The organism is Dyadobacter luticola (assembly GCF_005860805.1).
GTDB classification, from domain to species: Bacteria; Bacteroidota; Bacteroidia; order Cytophagales; family Spirosomataceae; genus Dyadobacter; species Dyadobacter luticola.
Window position 1 is genome coordinate 941550 of the sequence record NZ_VCEJ01000004.1, and the last position, 19743, is coordinate 961292.

A 19743-nucleotide genomic window follows, 5' to 3' on the forward strand; every position below is an offset into this window, starting at 1 on the left:
TGAATCCTAAATCCAATCATTGCAATGCATTTATTTAAAAAACAGGTCCGGTTACTTTGCTTGGGCCTCACCGGTTTGCTGACAGTGACGATGGTCAATGCGCAAACAAAAAGCAAAACTTCAAAAGAGCTGGTTTTCAAGAAAACAGTGCTGGGAACCAGATTTATTTCCGAAGGTGCGGCGATGGGCGATGTGAATAAGGATGGGAAAAAAGACATTCTGGCCGGTGCCTACTGGTTTGAAGCGCCAAGCTGGAAAGCCCACGAGCTGATGAAACCGGATACATTCGTCGTGCAGGGCAGTTATTCCGATTCATTTCTGGACTTTTCCATGGATGTAAACCAGGACGGCTGGATTGACCTGATCCGCATCGACTGGCCGGGAAAAGCAGCTTACTGGCACGAAAATCCACAAAACAAGCCGGGTTACTGGCCAAAGCACCAGATTTATTCGGCTGTTGGAAATGAGTCTCCGATGATGGTGGACATTGATGGAGACGGCCGGAAGGATTTGCTTTGCAACGATCCTACGGGTAAAAAAGTGATCTGGCTGAAAGCGCCTTCGAAAAAGGGAGATATCAATTGGGAAAAATATGTGATCAGCAATGATCCCAACAATTCCACGCATATGTACACGCATGGGATTGGGTATGGGGACATTAACATGGATGGGCGAAAAGATGTGATCGTGCGGAGCGGCTGGTGGGAAGGTCCTGCCGAAGGGCCCGCAAAACATCCGAAGGAAGAGGACTGGAAATTCCATGCAGCTGACTTGGGGCAGGATGCATCTCAAATGTATGTGATGGATTTGAATGGGGATGGGCTGAATGATGTGCTGAGTGCATCGGCGCATAATTACGGCATCTGGTGGCATGAGCAAATGAAGGATGCGCAGGGCAATGTGGAGTGGAAGCATCATGTTATCGACAATTCTTTTTCGCAGACACACGGCGTGGAGCTGGTGGATCTGAACAAGGATGGTAACATGGATTTTGTGACTGGAAAACGTTATTTCGCGCACAGCGGCAATGATCCGGGTGAATTTGAGCCGGCATTGGTGACGTGGTTTGAATATAAACCAGGCAAAACGCCAACCTGGATCCGGCACGATATCGACATGGATTCTGGGATTGGTTTGCATGTGACCGTGGAAGATCTGAACAATGACGGCTTGCTGGACATTGCGACAGGCAATAAAAAGGGCGTGCGGATTTTCACGCAGCAAAAAAGCAAGTAACAGATGAAATTCGGGATCAATACGTATTTGTTTGCCTCGCCTTTTACGAATGAAAGCGTCTCCTATTTTCAGAAATTCAAGGAATGGGGTTTTGATTTTGTGGAAATCGCGGTAGAGGAACCGGAAAACATTGATCCTGTTTTTGTAAAAAAGGCGCTGGATGGCAGTGGTTTGGAATGTTGCTCAGTCTGCGCTGCGACAGGTCCGGGCCGTGATTTACGTGGCAACAGGAAAGAGCAGGTTACCTCGATAGAATACATTCAGGCGCTAATCGACATTGCGCCGGTGCTGGGTGCCAATCTGGTTGCCGGGCCGCTTTATTCGGAAGTGGGCCGGGCTGATCTGGTGCCGGATGATAAAAAGCCGAAACAGTGGCTTACGGTTGTAAATAACCTGAAAAAACTGGCTGCTTATGCGGAGGAGCGAAATGTAAAACTGGCTATCGAGCCGCTAAACCGCTATGAAACCGATTTTATCAATACCTGCGACCAAGCCCTGGATTTGATCCGCGACGTAGGCAGCGATTTTCTACAGATACATTTAGATTCCTTCCACATGAACCTGGAAGAAAAAGACCCGGCGCTGGCCATCAAAAAAGCTGGCTCCAAACTCGGCTTACTTCATGCCTCAGGCAGCGACCGCGGCACCCCAGGCGGCGACCAGATCGACTGGGACCGGATCTTCGCCGCGCTGGATAACATTAACTACCAGGGTAACATTGTGATCGAATCTTTCACCCCGGATGTAAAAGTGATTGCCAAAGCAGCCTCGATCTGGCGGCAGATAGAGCCTTCCAAAGAGGCGATTGCCGTGGATGGGCTGAGGTTTTTGAGATCGCTGGCCTTTTAGAACCTACTTAAAATGCTAGTGCGAAGCACCCAACAAGCTAGCGCGAAGCTCCCGCTTCATGCTGGATATGATGAGGCCTCCGGCCGATCGGGGGAAGCTTTGTATCTCCCATGATCGGCCGGAGGCCTGCGAATAGTTTTCACGAACCGGGAGGTTCGCGCTAACCGCGCGCTAGCTGGTTTTGCCAACTTACGCAGTTAATTCTTCTTCCATATGTGAAGCAGCGTTCAATTGCAAAACCTCGGTTGTGCGGGCCCTGGTTTTTGTGGCCAGGTCTTCGTCAGCAGCAAGTGAGCCTCCGAATGAAGGGATGATTTTCTTGAAACCTTCCTGCCACTCAGGCGACTTCGCCTCTTTGAAACACTTGTGAATCAATTCGATCATGATGGAAACAGAGGTGGACGCTCCCGGGGATGCGCCGAGCAATGCTGCCAGCGAACCGTCTGCGGCAGTCACCATTTCTGTGCCGAATTCCAGCACGCCGCCTTCTTTTTCATCTTTTTTGATCACCTGTACACGCTGACCCGCTTTTTCCAAATCCCAATCTTCCAGCTTTGCTTCCGGAAGATATTCTTTCAATGCTTCCAGGCGGTCTTGCGGTGACTGTCTTACCTGGTCGATCAGATATTTTGTCAGCGGAATGTTATGAATTCCGGCTGCAAGCATAGGCTTAATGTTGTTCAGCTTGATGGAAAGCGGCAAGTCGAGGTAGGAACCGTTTTTCAAGAATTTCGTTGAAAAACCGGCATAGGGGCCAAATAACAAAGCTTTCTTTCCATCAATCATCCTCGTGTCCAAATGTGGGACCGACATCGGTGGTGAGCCGACGGATGCTTTTCCGTACACTTTTGCCTGATGTTTTTCAATAATTTCGGGCTTGTTGCAAACCAACCATTGACCACTTACCGGGAAGCCTCCAAAACCTTTTCCTTCCGGAATTCTCGATTTTTCAAGCAAAGGCAATGATCCGCCGCCGGCGCCGATGAAGACAAATTTGGTTTTCACCTTCCGCGTTCTTTTGGTGTCACGGTTTTTGACTTCAATGAGCCACGACTGATCGTCAGCACGGTCAATATCACCTACTTCGTGGTTGAGGCAGAGGTTGACGCCCGGTTCTTTTTCGAGGAAGTTGAACATATATTTCGTCAACGCCCCAAAATTGACGTCGGTACCCAGCTGCATGCGCGTGGCCGCTACCTTTTCCTCAGGATTACGTCCTGTCATTACCAGCGGTACCCAGCTTTCAATTTCCTCTTTGTCCTCGGTGTATTCCATACCCTGAAACAAGTGGTGGCTGGTGAGGGCCTCGTACCTTTTGTGGAGATAGTCAACATTCTCATCGCCCCACACAAAGCTCATGTGCGGAATGTTGTTGATAAAAGATTCAGGAGACTCAATGATCTCATTTTCGACGAGATAAGCCCAAAATTCCTTGGATACTTCGAACGACTCGGCAATCTTGACAGCCTTTTTCACCTCGACTGAACCGTCCGGTAGTTGAGGCGTGTAGTTCAACTCGCAGAAGGCAGAGTGACCAGTACCGGCATTGTTCCAGGGGTCGGAACTTTCGGCAGTAACTCTGTCGAGCCGCTCAAAAATAGAAATGGTGATGGCCGGATTCAGCTTTTTCAGCAGCAGGCCCAATGTTGCACTCATGATACCGGCTCCAATCAAAACCACATCCGGAGTACTCGTTTTTGAAGACTTTTTGGTATTCATAACGAAAAATTAAATATGTGATAGCCAGGCGCAAACCCGGAATAATACAAAAGATAAGTGGATAACAAGGTATGCAACACGAATTGTTTCGAAAATAGTATAATCTGAAAAATAAAGTTTATGAAGGGTTACAACTTCTTGGCTACGGGCAAATAAAACTTGGCAGGGTTTAATAATTGAGATGTGGTGGTATAAAAAAAGGCTGCCAGATAGGGCAGCCTTTCGGAATTTTTTTAAATTTCTATATTAATCAGCTTGGACAACATCCTTCTCAGTAAGTCCCAATGCACTCATCGTCTCTTCATAAGTGGCGCTCTTCATTCTTGCGCCCATTTGCTGATAAGTAGTAAATGGGATAATAATAGCCCGAATATTTTGGAATTCACGTTCCGGTGCAACAGGCTGATCTTCTGACCATTTCTCCGAAATCAATGTGATATACAGCCTGCTATTCAGGTAGCGGTTGTAGTAGCTGAATTCAGTGAAAGTTGATAAACCAACCCAGTAAGCTTTTCCTGGCATTCCCCAATTTCTGTTATTGGCAGTAACATAAACCTGGATTACGCAATTGGCAAGAAATGCAGAATCAGCCGTTGAAAGACCGGATTTACCAAAAATATATGCGCCGTCGGTAGTCGATACCTTCCCGGTTTGGATCACCATTGCCCCAATTCCGTCTTCGCCTTTCACACCTGTGTCCCCTTTCGGTCCCTGAGGTCCGGCTGCTCCTGCAGCACCAGCTGTTCCTGCCGGACCAACATCACCCTGGTCACCTTTACAACCTACAAAAAATACAGCAAGACCCAGAAATGCGATAATGATTAAATTCCTTAGCATAATTAAAAAGAGTTTGGTTGGTCAATAACGTATATGGACAAATTACGTACTAAATTTCACAAATACCTATGAATTCGGGTAACCCAGGATATTTACAGCGTGAATTTTATTGGAAAATTAGACGACATGCCGACGTATTTTATATTGAAAAAATTATACCAGAAATCGCTCCAAAATTTCGCTATAAAAGTTATACTACGTAATTATCGTAAGTAACCGTTAGAAATTTGACAAGTTTGCTGATAATGTCGCAAATCGTTCTTAATTTTATTAAGTTTTTGCACTATAATCTTTATATATATGAGAAAAGAAATTTTTACAAAATTCTTTATTACCGCCTTTATTGTAAGCACACTTATTAGTGGAACAGTTACTGCACAAGCTCCGTGGAATGGTTCATTTGGGAATGAATGGCTGCAAAATAAGTACAACCAAAAATGGCTTAAAATACGGGTTTCGGCGAAAGGGATACAAAAAGTAACATTGCCAGCCAACTTCATGAATGGCGCGGCAGCAAACACGCTCCACTTATATTATCGAGGCGAGGAGGTAGCTTTAATCAGCGCAAGTACCAGCGAGATACAATTTTATGGTGTTCCAAATAGCGGCGATTCCGATGCGCTTTTGTACCGGCCGAATTCTGCGAGGATAAACCCGTATTACAGCCACTATTCCGACGAAAGTTCTTACTTCCTGACCATCGGCTCTCCGGATGGAAAGCGTGCTGCTGTTGAAAATATTGCCAGTGATGCGGGATCTCAGCTGCTGACTTATCATAACCAGACAGATGTCACCAAATTTGTTGACGATTACTCGCACGCGAACCAGTATTCGATCAGGCCGACGGATATGAATAGTTTTATGGAAGACGGGCAGACACGGACCAGCTATCGATACAATGATGCGGCAGGACATCCCATTCAATTTGGGTATGTGAAGGATGCTGCAACCAATGTGGTTTTGCGTGCTGACGATTTTCCTGCTCTGGAAATTAAAAAGCTGATTAGCGGTGAGACACCGGTTATTAAGGTATTGGTTTACGGACGCTCTGCTTATTCATATCTTGGCGGGAACCCGAGAAGTGTCCATTTCCACATGGGTACCTCAAAATCGGATATGCATGATGTGGGCCAGGTAGCCATTGATGGCTTCAAACCGGGACTTATTACGCTGAATGCCAATTTTAATTACTTTCAAAATAACAAGTCAGTGGTTGGGTTTAATCTGGATTCTCCAAAAACGGAACTGTATTTTGATAGGTTCTCTGTGGCTTATTATGAGATGAGCTACAAGCAGGAGATTGATATGCAGGGGCTTAATACCTATACATTCAACTTCCCAGGCGCGCCAAATGGTGAAAAAGATAAGGCTGTGATTACCACGCCGCCGTCTGGTGATCTGAAATTTTATGACATTTCTGATGTGAGAAATCCGCGGATTATCTCTGGTTCGGCATCCGGCCTTCTTTTTTCAAGGGTCAATTCGGCTCCGCTGACTCTGTTAGCAACTACTGCTACCGTAGATGTAGACGCGAGTAAAATAACGGAGGTACAATTCAGCCAAATCACAAAGTCGGACTTCGACTATATGATTATCACAAATAACTCGCTTGAAAACGCGGCGGGCGAGTTTGCTTCTTATCGTAAAAACTCAAGTCCGGGCAGAAAATATAAAACTGGTATTTTCAGGATCGCTGATTTGTACAACCAGTTCAATTACGGTGAGCCTAGCCCGCTGGCTATCAGAAGATTTGTCGATTACATGGTATCGGATGGAAATAAGGATAAATTCCTACTTCTGATGGGTAAATCAGCTTCTGCGAATTACAAAATCAAGAAAGAGATGCCTGATGAAGTTCCAACGTGGGGTTTTCCGGGTTCAGACGTTTTGTTGATCGAAGGTTTGCAAGGTGCTCTCACCGACGTTCCGGTTATTCCCGTGGGACGCATTCCAGCAGAAAGCAGTGCATCTGGTAACACGAAGGCAATTGCTTATCTGAATAAAGTAAAAAGCTATGAGGCGGCGACCAGTGGTTTGGAATGGAGAAAAAACGTGGCCCATATCAGTGGTGGTAAAAACCAGAATGAAATAGATGACCATGCCGGTTATCTGGTCACCGCAGCCGGTAAGGTAAAGGGTGGTACGTTCGGAGGTAAAGTTTACACAGCTGTCAAACCGGTGGTTTCGGATAATGTTATACCAAATGACACACTGTATTACCATGTGAATTCGACACCTCCTGTCGGTATAAAAAATGCAGAAGGAAAAGATTCAAAAGGTGCAGGTGGACTAGGCTTTATCACGTACTTTGGTCACAGCGCACCATACCAGACGGACTATGATTTTGGTTACGTATCTGACATCAAAAAGAAATTCAACAATCCAGGTAAGTATCCGATCATGTTTTATAATGGTTGTGATATGCTGGATACATTTCAGGATAAGTTTGCGGAAACTGTTAGTACCTCAGAATCCCGGCCTCAGTCGCTTGACTGGCTCTTGTCAGATGGAAAAGGCGCTATTGCCGTTTTTGGAAATTCCTGGGCAGGTTATGCTACGAGTTGCAACAACTTTATGCAGAAGGTGTATGACCTGGTTTTTAACAAAACAGATCAGACCCGTCAGCCTTTAGGTAAAATTCTTCAGATTGCTTCCGAGCAGATAAAACAGGAGGGTGGTTTCAGGATGGGTGTTGAAAATGGAAGGCTTGCTGCTAACTACATTCGTGTCCAGGCACAGATACACCAGACATTACTTATTGGAGACCCTGCACTAAGGATTCTGTATACAACAGAAGGTGGTCTCCCGGTTGATCTGGTTTCATTTTCGGCTGTTCCTTTAGGCCCTGACAAAGTTGAAGTTACCTGGAAAACGAGCTCGGAAATTAACAACAGCCATTTCATCGTTGAGCGCAGCTATAATGCTAAAAATTTCGAGGAAATTGGTCGTTTGGAAGGAAATGGCAGTACAAGTGATGCCAATCTGTATACTTTCCTGGATGCCAAACCGCTCTCCGGAAAAAGCTACTACAGGTTGACGCAGGTTGATGAATCTTATAAGAATACGGACGGTGTGCTGGTAGAGGGTACGAAAACTTTATCAAGGATTGTATCCGTAGACAGAAAAGGGACCGAATTGATCAGTGTTTATCCAAATCCTTCTGTGGAATTTGTGGATATTGCAATTAATGCGCCTGTGAATGTGAAGGAGTGGGAAATCCTGGATGTAAACGGTGTAGTGAGAAAGGCAGGAAAAGGCAAAAAAGCAGAGCTTTCGAATCTTACAACCGGAAATTACATTTTGAAAATTACCACAGAGAACAAGGATGTTTACTACCACAAGGTTGTAAAGAAATAATCAGGAGTTAACCATTTGATTCAAGATAATTGACACACTAATGTACCTTAATCTCAGAAGATTAATGTTTACAGCATGCCTACTGTTCGCCCTCACCGGCGGACAGTTTGCGTTTGCTCAGTTTAATGCTCCTTATACAGACAGCTGGATTGCTTACGGCAAATCTTATGTTAAAATTGGTATAACCAAAAAGGGACTTCACCGCATATCTTTCGCATCACTTCCCAAGACATTCAGCGTGGGTGCGCCCGAAAAACTTCAACTATGGCGGAGGGGTAAGCAGGTTTCCATTATCAGCACAACAAACAACGAAATTCTTTTTTACGCGGTACCAAATGACGGAGCCCGTGATTCACTTCTGTACCGCCCGACAAGCGCACGGATGAACCCATATTACAGTTTATATTCTGATGAGGAAGCGTATTTCCTGGTTAATGGGGATGCGGCAGGTAATCGGGCGAAAGTTGTAAACCAAGCTGTGGATCAAAAAGTGGCTGCCTCAGTTTCTCATGAGGAACTCGCAACAACAGTACTGAGTAAGGAATATTCGCTGAGCACGACTTCTGCTGTTCAGAAAGAATTTTTTAATAGTTATTTTGAAATTGGCGCAAGCCGCACCGGACAAACAATTAAGCCGGGGAATGTTGCCACAGAAAATTTTGCGCTTACCAACATTTCAGATGGGCTATCTAATGCCAGTATTAAAATGATGGTTCACGGGCGCAGCAATCTTGCGCACAGCATTGAGGTGTATGTGGGCAAAGATGCAAATTCGCTCAGGCTTGTAAATACAATTAATAATTATGGTTTTGAAGGAACCGAATTCACATTTAAACTTCTCCCAGCCGACGTCGATGCCAATAAGAAAGGCGTACTCACACTCAAAATAGTAGGAACAGAAAGATTGAACTGGTTTTCCCTGGCTTATTATTCGATTGGATATAATCAGCAGCTGGATATGACCGGACTTCTGACAAAAGAATTCAGGTTTGGTCCGGCCAATGTTGTTACAAATCGTTTACAAATAAAAGGTGCGCCGGCGAATGCCACTTCCCTTGACATTTCCAATACCGATGATCCGATCGTCGTCAGGGGTTCATATGATAATTTAATGTTACCCAGAACGTCCGGAAAGGCTGCTCGACTTCTTGTTACCAATGAAATATTCACGATTGCAGCAGAAAAAATGACGGAAATGTCATTCAAAACATACGATGCGAAGAGCCCGAATTACATAATAATCACTCACAAAAACCTGCTTGACGGCGTAAATCAATATGCGGCTTACCGGGCTTCCAAAGAAGGGGGAGCCTTCAAACCGTTGATAGTTGACATTGCGGACCTGTACAATCAGTTCAACTACGGAGAACCAAGTCCGCTTGCCATCAAACAATTCATGGCGTATATGCTTGGTCAGGGAGGAAAAGACAAGCATTTGTTTTTGGTAGGAAAGTCAATATCTGCCAATGAAAAAATGATCCGTGAGCTACCCCTGGAAGTCCCGACTTATGGTTATCCCGGCTCTGATGCCCTATTGGTTAGCGGTTTACTGGGTGAGGATAAAGATATTCCTTTGGTTCCGGTTGGCCGACTTTCCGCGATTTCCAACCAGCAAATAGTGGATTATCTGACTAAGGTGAAAGATTACGAACAAAATAGTGCGGGCGACCTTGGCTGGCGGAAAAATGTATTGCACCTGAACGGTGGGAAGACGTTGGAGGAAATTACCCAGCTGAGAGACTTGCTGGGCGCCCTGGTTCCTGATGTGACAAATGGTGTGGTCGGTGGAAAAGTTACTCCCTATGTTAAAAAGCAGGCGATGGCCGAAACGGAAGTGGTTAATATCACGCCGGATGTTAATAGCGGCGTAGGTTTGATCACTTATTTTGGACACGGGTCAACGGTTATAACTGATCTTGACATGGGATATGTTACAGACGCGTCGCGAGGCTATAATAACCCTAAGAAATACCCGATGATGTATTTCAATGGTTGTGGGGTAGGTAATATTTTTCAAAACAAGTTTAACCCCAACCCTGGTGCATCGGATCGAACAACATTGTCGCTCGACTGGCTGATGGCGCCAAATCGGGGTGCAATTGCGATCGTCGCAAATTCTTTTGAGAGCTTTGTCAGCCCGGCTGCTAATTATCTCGATCACCTTTATTCCAGCATGTTTGTAGAGCCTGCGACTGTTAATCTCACAATCGGGCAGATTCAGCTAGCGGTAGCGAAGAAAGTTATTTCTCAAAGTCGTGATAGCTATAATGTTTCGAATGTGCATCAATCACTTTTACAGGGTGATCCGGTCTTAAAACTAGTGACCGTTGATAAACCTGATTATGCCGTAAGCGCGTCGGAGAGCATTACCTTAAATTCGCAGTCGAAGACCATTAACTTTGATAAGTCAGATTCACTTCGACTAAATGTGGTGATTTCAAATGAGGGACGATTTGTGAAAGGACAAAAAGTGCCGGTCAGGTTCACTTATTTTGGTTCAAAAGGAAATAAAGTTTCCAGCCAGACAGTTAGCTCATTTCCCTATCAGGACACATTATACGCGGCTTTTATCAATTCGAAAGACGTTCAGCGAATTGAAGTAAGCATTGATCCCGATCATACAATTTCCGAATTAAACCTTCGGAACAATGTTGCGGAGCTGGAACTGGATTGGGATTTTCTGGCTGATAAGTTCAACTTTTCGTCTGCCAATAACAAGGACGTGACGCCTCCTGTGTTAACTGTTAATTTCAATGGGCGCATGTTGAACAAGCAGGAAACAATCGCTCCAAATCCAACTATAAGCCTTTATGTACAGGATGACCGGCAGATATTTGCTGATACAGCATTGGTTGACGTTTACATCAAGCGTTGTGCCGACGAATCCTGTGAGTTTGAGAAAGTAGCCTACGCTTCACAAAACTTTACCTCCGATTCTATCAATACACACGAATTTCAATTGAATTTGAATACAACTGATTTTCCGGATGGAGACTACGAAATCTTGGCAAATGCGCGTGATTTGTCAGGAAATATCAGCGTGCAGGCTTACCGAATGAGCTTTAAGATTTCAACTGAGTTTGTAGCAACCAGGCAAATGGTCGTAAGCCCTAATCCTGCATCCACTTACGTGAAATTTAGTGTCATAGCTGATCCCAAAGATACATTTGCGACCGGAAGGTTCCTGATCTACAACCAGGCTGGTCTGCTTGTTGAGGATAAGCTAACAACAATTTCTACGTCAAATTTTGAATGGTACTGGATGCCCGGCTCATCGACACCTGCGGGGCTTTACGCCTACAAGGTTGTTCTTTCAAATGATCAGACCCAAGCATCAAAAACGTTGTCGGGCAAGTTGGTATTGATTAAATAAGCTGGATAAAGTCATCTCTGACCAGAAAACCACTCTAACCAGAGGGCCATGGAAACAGCGCGGGATATTAGAAATAGCGTGCTGCTTTTTTGTTCGTAGGGAATTCTGTCATTTTTAAGAATGGCAATCTGAGAGTGAAATTTGTTTTTATCAACATATTCCCAAACACGTGAAGTATCTGAAAGCAAATTTTTAGCCTGGTTGGCTATTCTAGCAACAACTTCCTGCCCTAGCGACCGCACATGTGTTTTCGTACTTCTGCTCCTTACGTTTTCCGGAAGCAGCCCTTTCATTGCTTCGCGGAAGTGCGCCCGCCCTATACCATCCCCGAACTTAACAATGTCGGGTACCGCAAGGCATAATTCGAAGAGCTCTTTATTGTAAAACGGAGAACAATTTGTTACACCATAATGTCTGGACATTACAAATGCCTGTTCATTTGCTAGAATGGTCTGCATACTGAACACGTCGGACAAAGCACGGTATTGTTCTTTTGAATACCCGGTTTCCAGAAAATTTGAAATAGCAATCGTCTCGAATTGGTCATCAGCATGAAGCAATTCATCCCGTAGAACAGAATCGATAGGGTTAATGCGCCCCTTCCTGATTCTACGAAGCAAACTCTTTGTGATTTGAGGAATGACGTAGCTGTAAGATATCCCAACCGAGGAAGATATGTCTTGAAAAGTATGTGTGAAGCCTTTCCAGTCCTTTCTGAATATGAATGTGGAAAGCTTCGAAATGATCAAATTATTTAAAAGAATTTCTTCCTTTTTTTCAATGGAATACTTGGACCAGTGGGGATATTTATAGGATTGTTGATAATGTGCAGCTCGCTTCCTGGACAATGTTTTGACCAAGTCCCATTGACGATTATCAAAAGCTATTCCTATCATTTCCAGGCCGCTGCCGACAATCGAGTCACCTCCCGAGCCGTTAAAAATCCGCGTGCAATCCAGGTTTTTTGCATATTCCATGAGGCTGCTGGTGGCGGAAGGAGTGATAAGTGAAGAAGACGGCTGGCCTCCCGAAGTGATAAATGTAGAGAGCAAATCGAAATCCTTGTCGGACTGCAGCATCTCATAATGTTGAGAACCGATCTTGTCCGCTACACTGATTGCATACAGATTCTCGTCGGTGTTTATCGTGTTAGTCTTGTTATATAAGGTGATCAGCGGCTCCTGCGGAGCAAGAATTTTTATTCCTGCACTCACCGAAGAAGAATCCAAACCGCCACTCAGATGCGAGGTCACTTTTCCTGGCCCATTATGTAAGAGTTTATCAATAGCATTCAAGAACAATGGCCGAAAGGCTTCTCCAAATTCTTCAACACTTTTTAAATGCGACCATTTAGACGGCCGGAAAGTGACGTAGGGTTTTACCGAAACACTTTCAAAGTCGATAGTAACAATGTGCCCGGGTGGAACAGCGTGAATTCCCTTGTAAAAAGTTTGGGAGCTAAAAGGTGTGGATGGCTCACCAAGGAAAGTGCCGTATAAGCTAAGCCGCTGCGTGTCGATAGATACATTCCGCTTTATTCCGCTGTGACTTAAAAGGGATGCAAGATTTGTAGAGAAAATAATGGACTGATCTGGTATGAGAGAGTAGTATAGCGGGAGGATGCCAAATAAATCTCTCGAAAGTGAAAGCTCTTTACAATCCTCGTCGTACCAGGCACAAACGCCACTTTCATTTCTTTCTAAAAATTGTTCTAAAGAAAAAGAGACAAAACTTTGAGTGAGGTTATCACTCAAATATCTTGTCTCTTTTTCTTTTCCTTGAATGGATCCTAAATAATCGCGGGAGAAGAACTTTGTTCCATCTCTTTTCGCAAATATGTAGCCATCAGAACATTGAATCGATTGATCGAATTCGTTTGTAAACGTTTGATTCGAAGGATTATTCTTTCTATTGAAACACCCTTCAAACAGCATACACGCTTAAAAAACCTAAATACAGATCAAGGATTGAATGTATTTTCCTCTGTCAATTCATCGAAGCTACCTCCGATTTTCCCCTTTGTTAACTTCGATACGCTACCGAATCTGTTTAAGACTGGCTTGCGATAAGACCTTTTTGTCTGTGTAGAGTGCGAATTCACTGTTTTCATTGTTAAATGATTAGATGATTGAATTTCAGTATGCAGCGTAAATTTAGACAGATAATTTTAAAAAGCAAACTTTTGTTGACGTTGAATATAAAAAATCAAAGTTCAGTAAAACTTGTAAAAATATCATTCCAGGTCAGCAAAGCCATATATATGGCCTTTAAATCCCACCAAATTCCACAATTTTTCTTGTTTTTTTTGTGCCGGATTCAACCTTCCCCGAGCCGATACACTCGTCACTTTGGCATAATTCGAAGTCAATCTGCTCATCTGAGAGCAAACCGACACCTAAACCGTATTTCTTAATGCCGGTATATTTATTAATTATTGACGAATCCTGGCGCTCCACAACTGTCAGCGAATTGTGGAATGTTTGTTCAGCAATAGTCACAGATTGCCCCACATCTTCATAGTGATATTCTTGCGCGTCCAGGTTATTGTAACTGTTTCCGTTCCAGTTGATCCGGTTATCTATCGGGAAAACCAGCGTAAAGAATGTCTGGTTATCAATGTTTGTCAGCAGCTTGTCAGGGAATTTCTGAACTGTGAATTCTTTCACTTTTTGCCAGTAGTCGCTCGAAGTGGCGCGGGTCGATCTGGAAAAAGTGTATGTCGAACTTCCGTCAGCATTCATTTTCACATCATTGATCTCGTCTTTTTCCTGCCTTACCTTAATCTCCGGATCCTTTTGAGAAGTCGAATAAATCTCTTCGCGCACATCGTAGATGCCATACCAGCCCACTTTCAATGGATAATATTCATTGTAATCGACAGGTTCGGTCGAGTCGTTTTTGCATGAAAGCGCGAATGCGCAAATGAAAGCCAGGTAGATAAGGCTCCGCAATTTCATCAATGGAATGTGTGTAAAAGTTATCATATGATCCTTGTTTTTATAAAATATAAGCGTGTAAATATTCAAAGTTACAGAAAGCTAGCTTGTTTTTCGTTCTGCCAGTTTTCCCTTCAAAAATCCGATCAAAACCTGCAAACCGGTGTCAAAACGGTTGTTATTGTTGATGATCATATCCGCCTCAGACCGAAGCGGCAGGATGAATTTGTCGTAAGTCGGGGCTACGTGGTGTTCCCAGCGGTACAGCACATCGTCCAGGTCATAGCCGCGCTCATTGTTATCACGAATAATCCGGCGTTTTATTTTGACATGCTCCTTGGCATCCACAAAAATTTTCAGATCAATCAGCCGGGATATTTCAGGGAAGTAAAAGACAAAGATCCCCTCCACGATAATGATGGGTCGCGGCTCGAAAACCAGCATTTCTGGCTTGATAAGCGGATTATTAAAAGTATATTCTTTTTGCTGTACCTGCCGACCAGCGCGCAAAACTGCAATGTGCTCGGCGAATAAATGGTGATCAATTGTTTCGGGTAAGTCGAAATTTTCTACCCCGTTTTCATCCCGCGGGATCTCATGGATCGGGCGGTAATAATTGTCCTGCGAAATCCTGGTCACCTCGTCTTTTGAAAATGCGTCGATCAGACTTTTCATGAAAAAAGTCTTTCCCGAGGCACTTCCGCCTGTAATCCCGACAATGTAAGGCGCCGTGTCCGAAGTCGTCATATCAAATTTTGAATTGAAATTTAAGATAAAAACATTACTCAATAACCGCCAATTTGCCGGCCAGTTTTTCTGAACCGCTTTCAGAAACAATAAAAACCATATAGATTCCGCCCCTGGCGCGTCGACCCGTGTAATCATCCAGGTTCCAGGACGCGGTGCCGCCCTGAGAAGTGGTTTGGTAAACCAGTCGGCCCGACAAGGTGGTGATTTTAACGGTCGAACTTTGCACAAGTCCTTTAAAACCAATTTGTCCACTGAAATTCGGGCGCACTGGATTTGGGAAAATCGTCACGCTCTCCAAGTTTTCAGCCGGCTCCGAAGCATTGCTTTGATAGGAAACCATTCCATTTGGAGTGTCTACGAATAATCGGCCGGTTGTCGCGTCAAAACGAAGTGCATTGATCTGATCAGAAGGCAGCGGGGTGTCGGCGGCGGTGAATTTCTCGACCAGCTCGGTACCGTCGGCATTAAAAAGAAAGATACCGTTCCGGGTGCCGATCCATTTTCTGTTTCCGGGCTCTACGGCGATGGCGGTACATTTTTCCGTGGCAAAAAGCTTGCGCTCACCATAAACCGGCAAGATCGCGTCCACCCGGCCGCCGCCCAGGATGTCTTGCGGGGCAATGTATCCCACACCCTTGTCGCTTGCAAACCAGACGAAACCGTCATTATCCAGCGCCAGACTGTTGATATTCTGCGAGGGAAGACTGCCGCTGCCAACATTGGTCGACAAAACTCTTTGCTGCTGCGTCTGCGTATTTTTTACCAAAATTCCCCCGCCAAGATAACCCGGTAGCCGCGACCAGCTCAATCCGTCCAGATCTATAATGACAGAATCCAGCCGCGGGGAAATAGTGGTATCACTTTGTGCCGGATTGACGCTCTGAAAACCTGTACCTGAATCGGTTAACAAACCATTGTGGCCGTCCGCCGCCCAGTAAGTTCGTTCATCCGTCAATATCGCATCATTCAGCATGCGGAATTTAGGATCAGCTAAATGTTGGATCGTACCTGTTTTGTCAATCGTAACAAACTCATTATCCAGCGCGACAACCAAATGATCCTGTGATTCACGAATGTTATAATGTTGACTTTTTGACGTATAAACTAATTTCCAGGCAGCTTTTTCCCGCTTAAAAAGTCCCGAGCCAGCGATACCTGCGTAGATATCTTTTCCAAAAGTGCCTACCGAAACAATTTGTCCGGGTGCTGAAATCGCTTTCCAGTTTGCAAAATATTGCCGGTTCACGGTCGGACTTGTAGAAACCGCGAGAAGTCCTTGTGAAGTTAAAGCAAAAAGTGAATCAGCAGAAAAGGCGGCTTGCTTGACAGATACTTGCGTTCCGTCCTGGCCAATGTAGCGATATGTTTCTTTCACCTGTTTTTGACCAAGATCTAAGATGACGATGCCAAAACTGGTGCATAAGTAAGCTGACTGATCTTTAAGTATAATGTGCCTGACGGATTTGTCTTCCGGAATTCCCTGGGTTTCATTGAGCAAGCGCCAGGGATCGATTTGCGTCGGTTTGGCCTCGTCGTCTAATGTTACAAAATCCAGGTTACCATTCCGATAGGCCAGGATCAATGTATTCTGTGCTTCATCGTATGCCAAACTGCTGATCCCAGTTTCGTGGAGACCGTCTATTTTTGACCAGGTTTTGATTTGATTATTAGCATCTACGCTGGAAAGCCCGTTATAAGAACCGCAAAAAATGTGGTTTTTAACCTTTATAACCTGCCGGGCTAACCGATAATTGAAATGCGTTTCCCAACTCCCGATGGGTGAATTTTGACCAGAGACAAAATGAAAGGATAATGTCAAAAAAAATAGCAGTAACCGGGCTTGTTGACGCGGCCGACTGCTATTTTCTTTGAAAAAATCCTGTTTCATAACCTCGTGCCTGACCTGCGAAACCTGAAAGATCAATTATCAACCGTGACAACCGCCGAGCCTTTTCCGGTACCGGTACCGCATCCGCTTTTCAGGGAGCTGATCGTGTATTCGGTGGTGGAAGTGGGAGAGACCGAAATGAGGTACGGGTTGAGGAATGTACCATTAATCGCAGTGCCGTCGGACAATGTGAATGACCAGGGCGGCAGTCCATTTTTGAATTTCAACTGAATCCGGGTTGTCCGCCCAGCTGTAATCGTCGCTTTTCCAGAAACTTCTGCAATAGCCCGATCCGGCGCGATGACCTGCACTTCCTCAATCGCGCTGGAAACTGCCGGGGATGAAGATATGATCCTGATTTTCTGGGTTTTTAATGTGTCGCCGGGAGCTAATGCAGCAATTTTTACCTTCATGCTGGTCGGCGAAACGGTGGTTGGCAGGTTTACAAACCGTCCGTTTTTATCGGTGATCTGGACTACAAATTTGTTACCCTGATTATAGCGTCCCTCGATTTTGTAGGGAATGTCAATGCTGGATCCTGCGCAAACCAGGCTCTGAGGCAGTTTTTCCAGTGTAATGCTGGCAGGCGCACTTTTCACTGAAACTTTTGCTGCGCCGGAAAATTTACCCACACCGCACAACCCGCCCGAAGAAGTGATCTGATAATAAGTATCATACTGCGGTTTTACCTTGATTTTATAAGGAGATTCCTGAATGTTGTTTTCGTAAGTCCCATCCGAAAGCAGCACAAACCACGGCCCACCACCCGTAAATTTCAATGTCAGCTCGCCCGATTCATTTTCTCCCAACCGCAGCGAATCTTTTTGCAAAACTGTGGTCGTCGGCGAAACGATGGTAACATTGGTAGTCTGACTCACCAGATAAGGTGCCGACGAAACGACACGTAGACGGTATTCGCCTGGCTTATAGCTCAAAGGAATTTCTGCGGCGGCATAGCCGGAAGTGTCCGGTAGAGAAATCGTCTTAAAGTTGCTGCCGCTGCGTTCGGCCAGCTGTACGACAAATTTGTTACCCTCTTTATATTTTCCAGTAGCATTAAATGGTACCTGAAAAGGCACGCCGCTGCAAAGTTTCGCCACTTTCTCCGTTTCTTTCAATTCCAGTTTCGGCTCGGGATTGTTATTCACATTTACGATCGCCTCGCCCGAAGTCACGCCGCTCCCGCACGCATTTGAGACGCCGGTCACTTTATATGCTTTCACATCTTTGGGTTTAACCGTCAGATAATGTGGGTTGGATAATGTTTGATAAACCACCGTACTATCTGAAAGCAAAAATGACCAGGGCGCAGTGCCGCTGAGGTTCACTTTCAAATGCGCCTCCTGACCAGGCATGATCCGGGTCGTTTGGGTACCATCCATAAATTCGATCCGTGCGCTTGGCGTTTGCAGAAGCCTGATCGGTACTTCCTGGCTCCGGATTACAGGTACGGAGCTGACAATTTGAATGCGGTAAACTTCGCCGCCGATTTTATAAGAAGGAATCACCGCCTTCACAGGGCTCTTTTTGACCGGCAGCGAAATCGGGACCGTTTTCCCATTCACGTCGATCATTTGGGCAATGAATGTATTATCTTCATCAAAAGGTCCTTCGGTTTTGAATGGAATCGTGATCGTGGTTCCGGGACAAACCGATAGGTAAGAAATGTCTTCAATCTGGATTTTGTATGACCGGATACTATCCGCTTTCGTTGGTTTTTCCTGCTTTTCCAGTCTTTCCTCCGCTTCTTTTTCGGTCAATGTGTCTTTGGATAGTTCTGCACCGTCGAGCACATTTAAGGAATCGGCTTTCCCGGTTGTATCGGCCTGTGGTGTAGTTACCGGAGCTGGTTGTTTTGGCAAGGTATCCGTTTTAACGGCAGCTGGTTGTTTGGTAGCAGCGGGCTGTTTGGCGGGTTGTGCGGCCTTTGTTTTTGGCGCAAGAATTGTTTTCCGGGGCGCAGCAGCTTTCCGTTGCGCGTCGGCCGGAGCTATAAAAACGATTAGTCCAAAAAAGAAAAGAAAGAAGAAACGGAGCATGTGAAGGTGGATATGGGTGTGTTAATTCATGGGTACCAGGGTAGTTCCCCTCAGTACAGGCACAACGTCATACAAATCGGTTTGCAGGCAGTAAGAAATGTCTTTTTGGATCCCCAGCCGCTGCAGCCTGCGCACGTGCGACGAGTTGGAAACACTTGCCAGCAGATTATCACGACTTTGGTCAAATAACCTTTGCGCCATCAATGTGCCGTCTTCAAGCAGCATAAAATGTTCTTTCAGCGCGTCGGCCAGCGCACCGGCAAAAAGGGTGTCTTCCAGGTTTGGCCTGCCTTTCCAGCCGGCACAAAGTACCAGTACATCGTAAGGTTCTGTTTTTAAATGATTGGCCAGCGCACCCAGGTTCAGGAACGAGCCGATCATCACTTTCACTGCCGAAGTCTTGGCTTTTGAAATGGATAACGTACCATTTGTCGTCGTCATTGCGATTTGCGAACCAATCAGCCGCTCATTCATATAGCTGAAAGGCGAATTATCGAGATCAAAACCCTCTACTTTCCGGGCGTCGCGCTCGGCGGCGGCGATAAATCCTTTGTCCTGCAAAAACTTACATTCCTCGACTGACGCTACTGGAGTAATGCTTTTGACACCATAAGCGAGGCCGGTCACCATACAGGAAGTCGCCCTGAAAATATCGGCGACTACAACAATTGAATTATCAAGTTTATGAAGATGAAGTAAATCCGGGGTAAGGCAGACATCAAGTTGTTTCATGGATGCAATCGAAACGATGGGGGTATT

12 protein-coding genes are annotated in these 19743 nt (G+C 45.2%); 4 read left to right on the forward strand and 8 right to left on the reverse strand.

What is annotated here, in order from left to right; all coding sequences use genetic code 11:
- The first annotated feature begins 24 nt into the window (after nt 1-24).
- The gene (locus FEN17_RS14690; protein WP_138366099.1) at nt 25-1236 is read left to right on the forward strand and encodes an FG-GAP repeat domain-containing protein; all 1212 of its coding nucleotides are present in this window, start codon (nt 25-27) and stop codon (nt 1234-1236) included.
- A 3-nt stretch (nt 1237-1239) separates the two neighbouring features.
- Nucleotides 1240-2085, forward strand: a complete 846-nt coding sequence (locus FEN17_RS14695) for a sugar phosphate isomerase/epimerase family protein (protein WP_138366100.1) — start codon at nt 1240-1242, stop codon at nt 2083-2085.
- 189 nt (nt 2086-2274) lie between these two features.
- Here the strand turns inward: FEN17_RS14695 and FEN17_RS14700 are convergent, their stop codons facing one another.
- Both FEN17_RS14700 and FEN17_RS14705 read right to left on the reverse strand, forming a co-directional pair.
- Nucleotides 2275-3804: a malate:quinone oxidoreductase gene (locus FEN17_RS14700; RefSeq protein WP_138366101.1), complete on the reverse strand. Its 1530-nt coding sequence runs from the start codon at nt 3802-3804 to the stop codon at nt 2275-2277.
- A 246-nt stretch (nt 3805-4050) separates the two neighbouring features.
- Nucleotides 4051-4641: a hypothetical protein gene (locus FEN17_RS14705; protein WP_138366102.1), complete on the reverse strand. Its 591-nt coding sequence runs from the start codon at nt 4639-4641 to the stop codon at nt 4051-4053.
- Between the two features lie 300 nt (nt 4642-4941).
- Here FEN17_RS14705 and porU2 (FEN17_RS14710) point away from each other — a divergent pair, with 300 nt between their 5' ends.
- On the forward strand, nt 4942-7998 hold the full coding sequence (gene porU2 / locus FEN17_RS14710) for a putative type IX secretion system sortase PorU2 (RefSeq protein ID WP_138366103.1): 3057 nt from the start codon (nt 4942-4944) through the stop codon (nt 7996-7998).
- Nucleotides 7999-8062: 64 nt separating this feature from the next.
- The gene (porU2, locus tag FEN17_RS14715; protein ID WP_171037928.1) at nt 8063-11371 is read left to right on the forward strand and encodes a putative type IX secretion system sortase PorU2; all 3309 of its coding nucleotides are present in this window, start codon (nt 8063-8065) and stop codon (nt 11369-11371) included.
- Nucleotides 11372-11382: 11 nt separating this feature from the next.
- On the opposite strand, the gene FEN17_RS14720 is transcribed toward porU2 (FEN17_RS14715), so the two are convergent.
- The 6 genes from FEN17_RS14720 to FEN17_RS14745 form a co-directional block, all read right to left on the reverse strand.
- Nucleotides 11383-13305, reverse strand: coding sequence for an asparagine synthase-related protein (locus tag FEN17_RS14720; RefSeq protein WP_138366105.1), 1923 nt, complete (start codon nt 13303-13305; stop codon nt 11383-11385).
- A 333-nt stretch (nt 13306-13638) separates the two neighbouring features.
- Nucleotides 13639-14355, reverse strand: a complete 717-nt coding sequence (locus FEN17_RS14725; RefSeq protein WP_138366106.1) for a hypothetical protein — start codon at nt 14353-14355, stop codon at nt 13639-13641.
- A 54-nt stretch (nt 14356-14409) separates the two neighbouring features.
- Nucleotides 14410-15054 carry a uridine kinase family protein gene (locus FEN17_RS14730; protein WP_138366107.1) on the reverse strand — a complete coding sequence of 215 codons (645 nt, stop codon included), beginning with the start codon at nt 15052-15054 and terminating at the stop codon, nt 14410-14412.
- A 34-nt stretch (nt 15055-15088) separates the two neighbouring features.
- Nucleotides 15089-16945, reverse strand: a complete 1857-nt coding sequence (locus FEN17_RS14735; protein ID WP_138366108.1) for a PorZ beta-propeller-like domain-containing protein — start codon at nt 16943-16945, stop codon at nt 15089-15091.
- A gap of 32 nt (nt 16946-16977) precedes the next feature.
- Complete coding sequence (locus FEN17_RS14740) at nt 16978-18984, reverse strand: hypothetical protein (RefSeq protein WP_138366109.1); 2007 nt, start codon at nt 18982-18984, stop codon at nt 16978-16980.
- Between the two features lie 21 nt (nt 18985-19005).
- Nucleotides 19006-19716 carry a 2-phosphosulfolactate phosphatase gene (locus tag FEN17_RS14745; RefSeq protein ID WP_138366110.1) on the reverse strand — a complete coding sequence of 237 codons (711 nt, stop codon included), beginning with the start codon at nt 19714-19716 and terminating at the stop codon, nt 19006-19008.
- Nucleotides 19717-19743 lie beyond the last annotated feature (27 nt).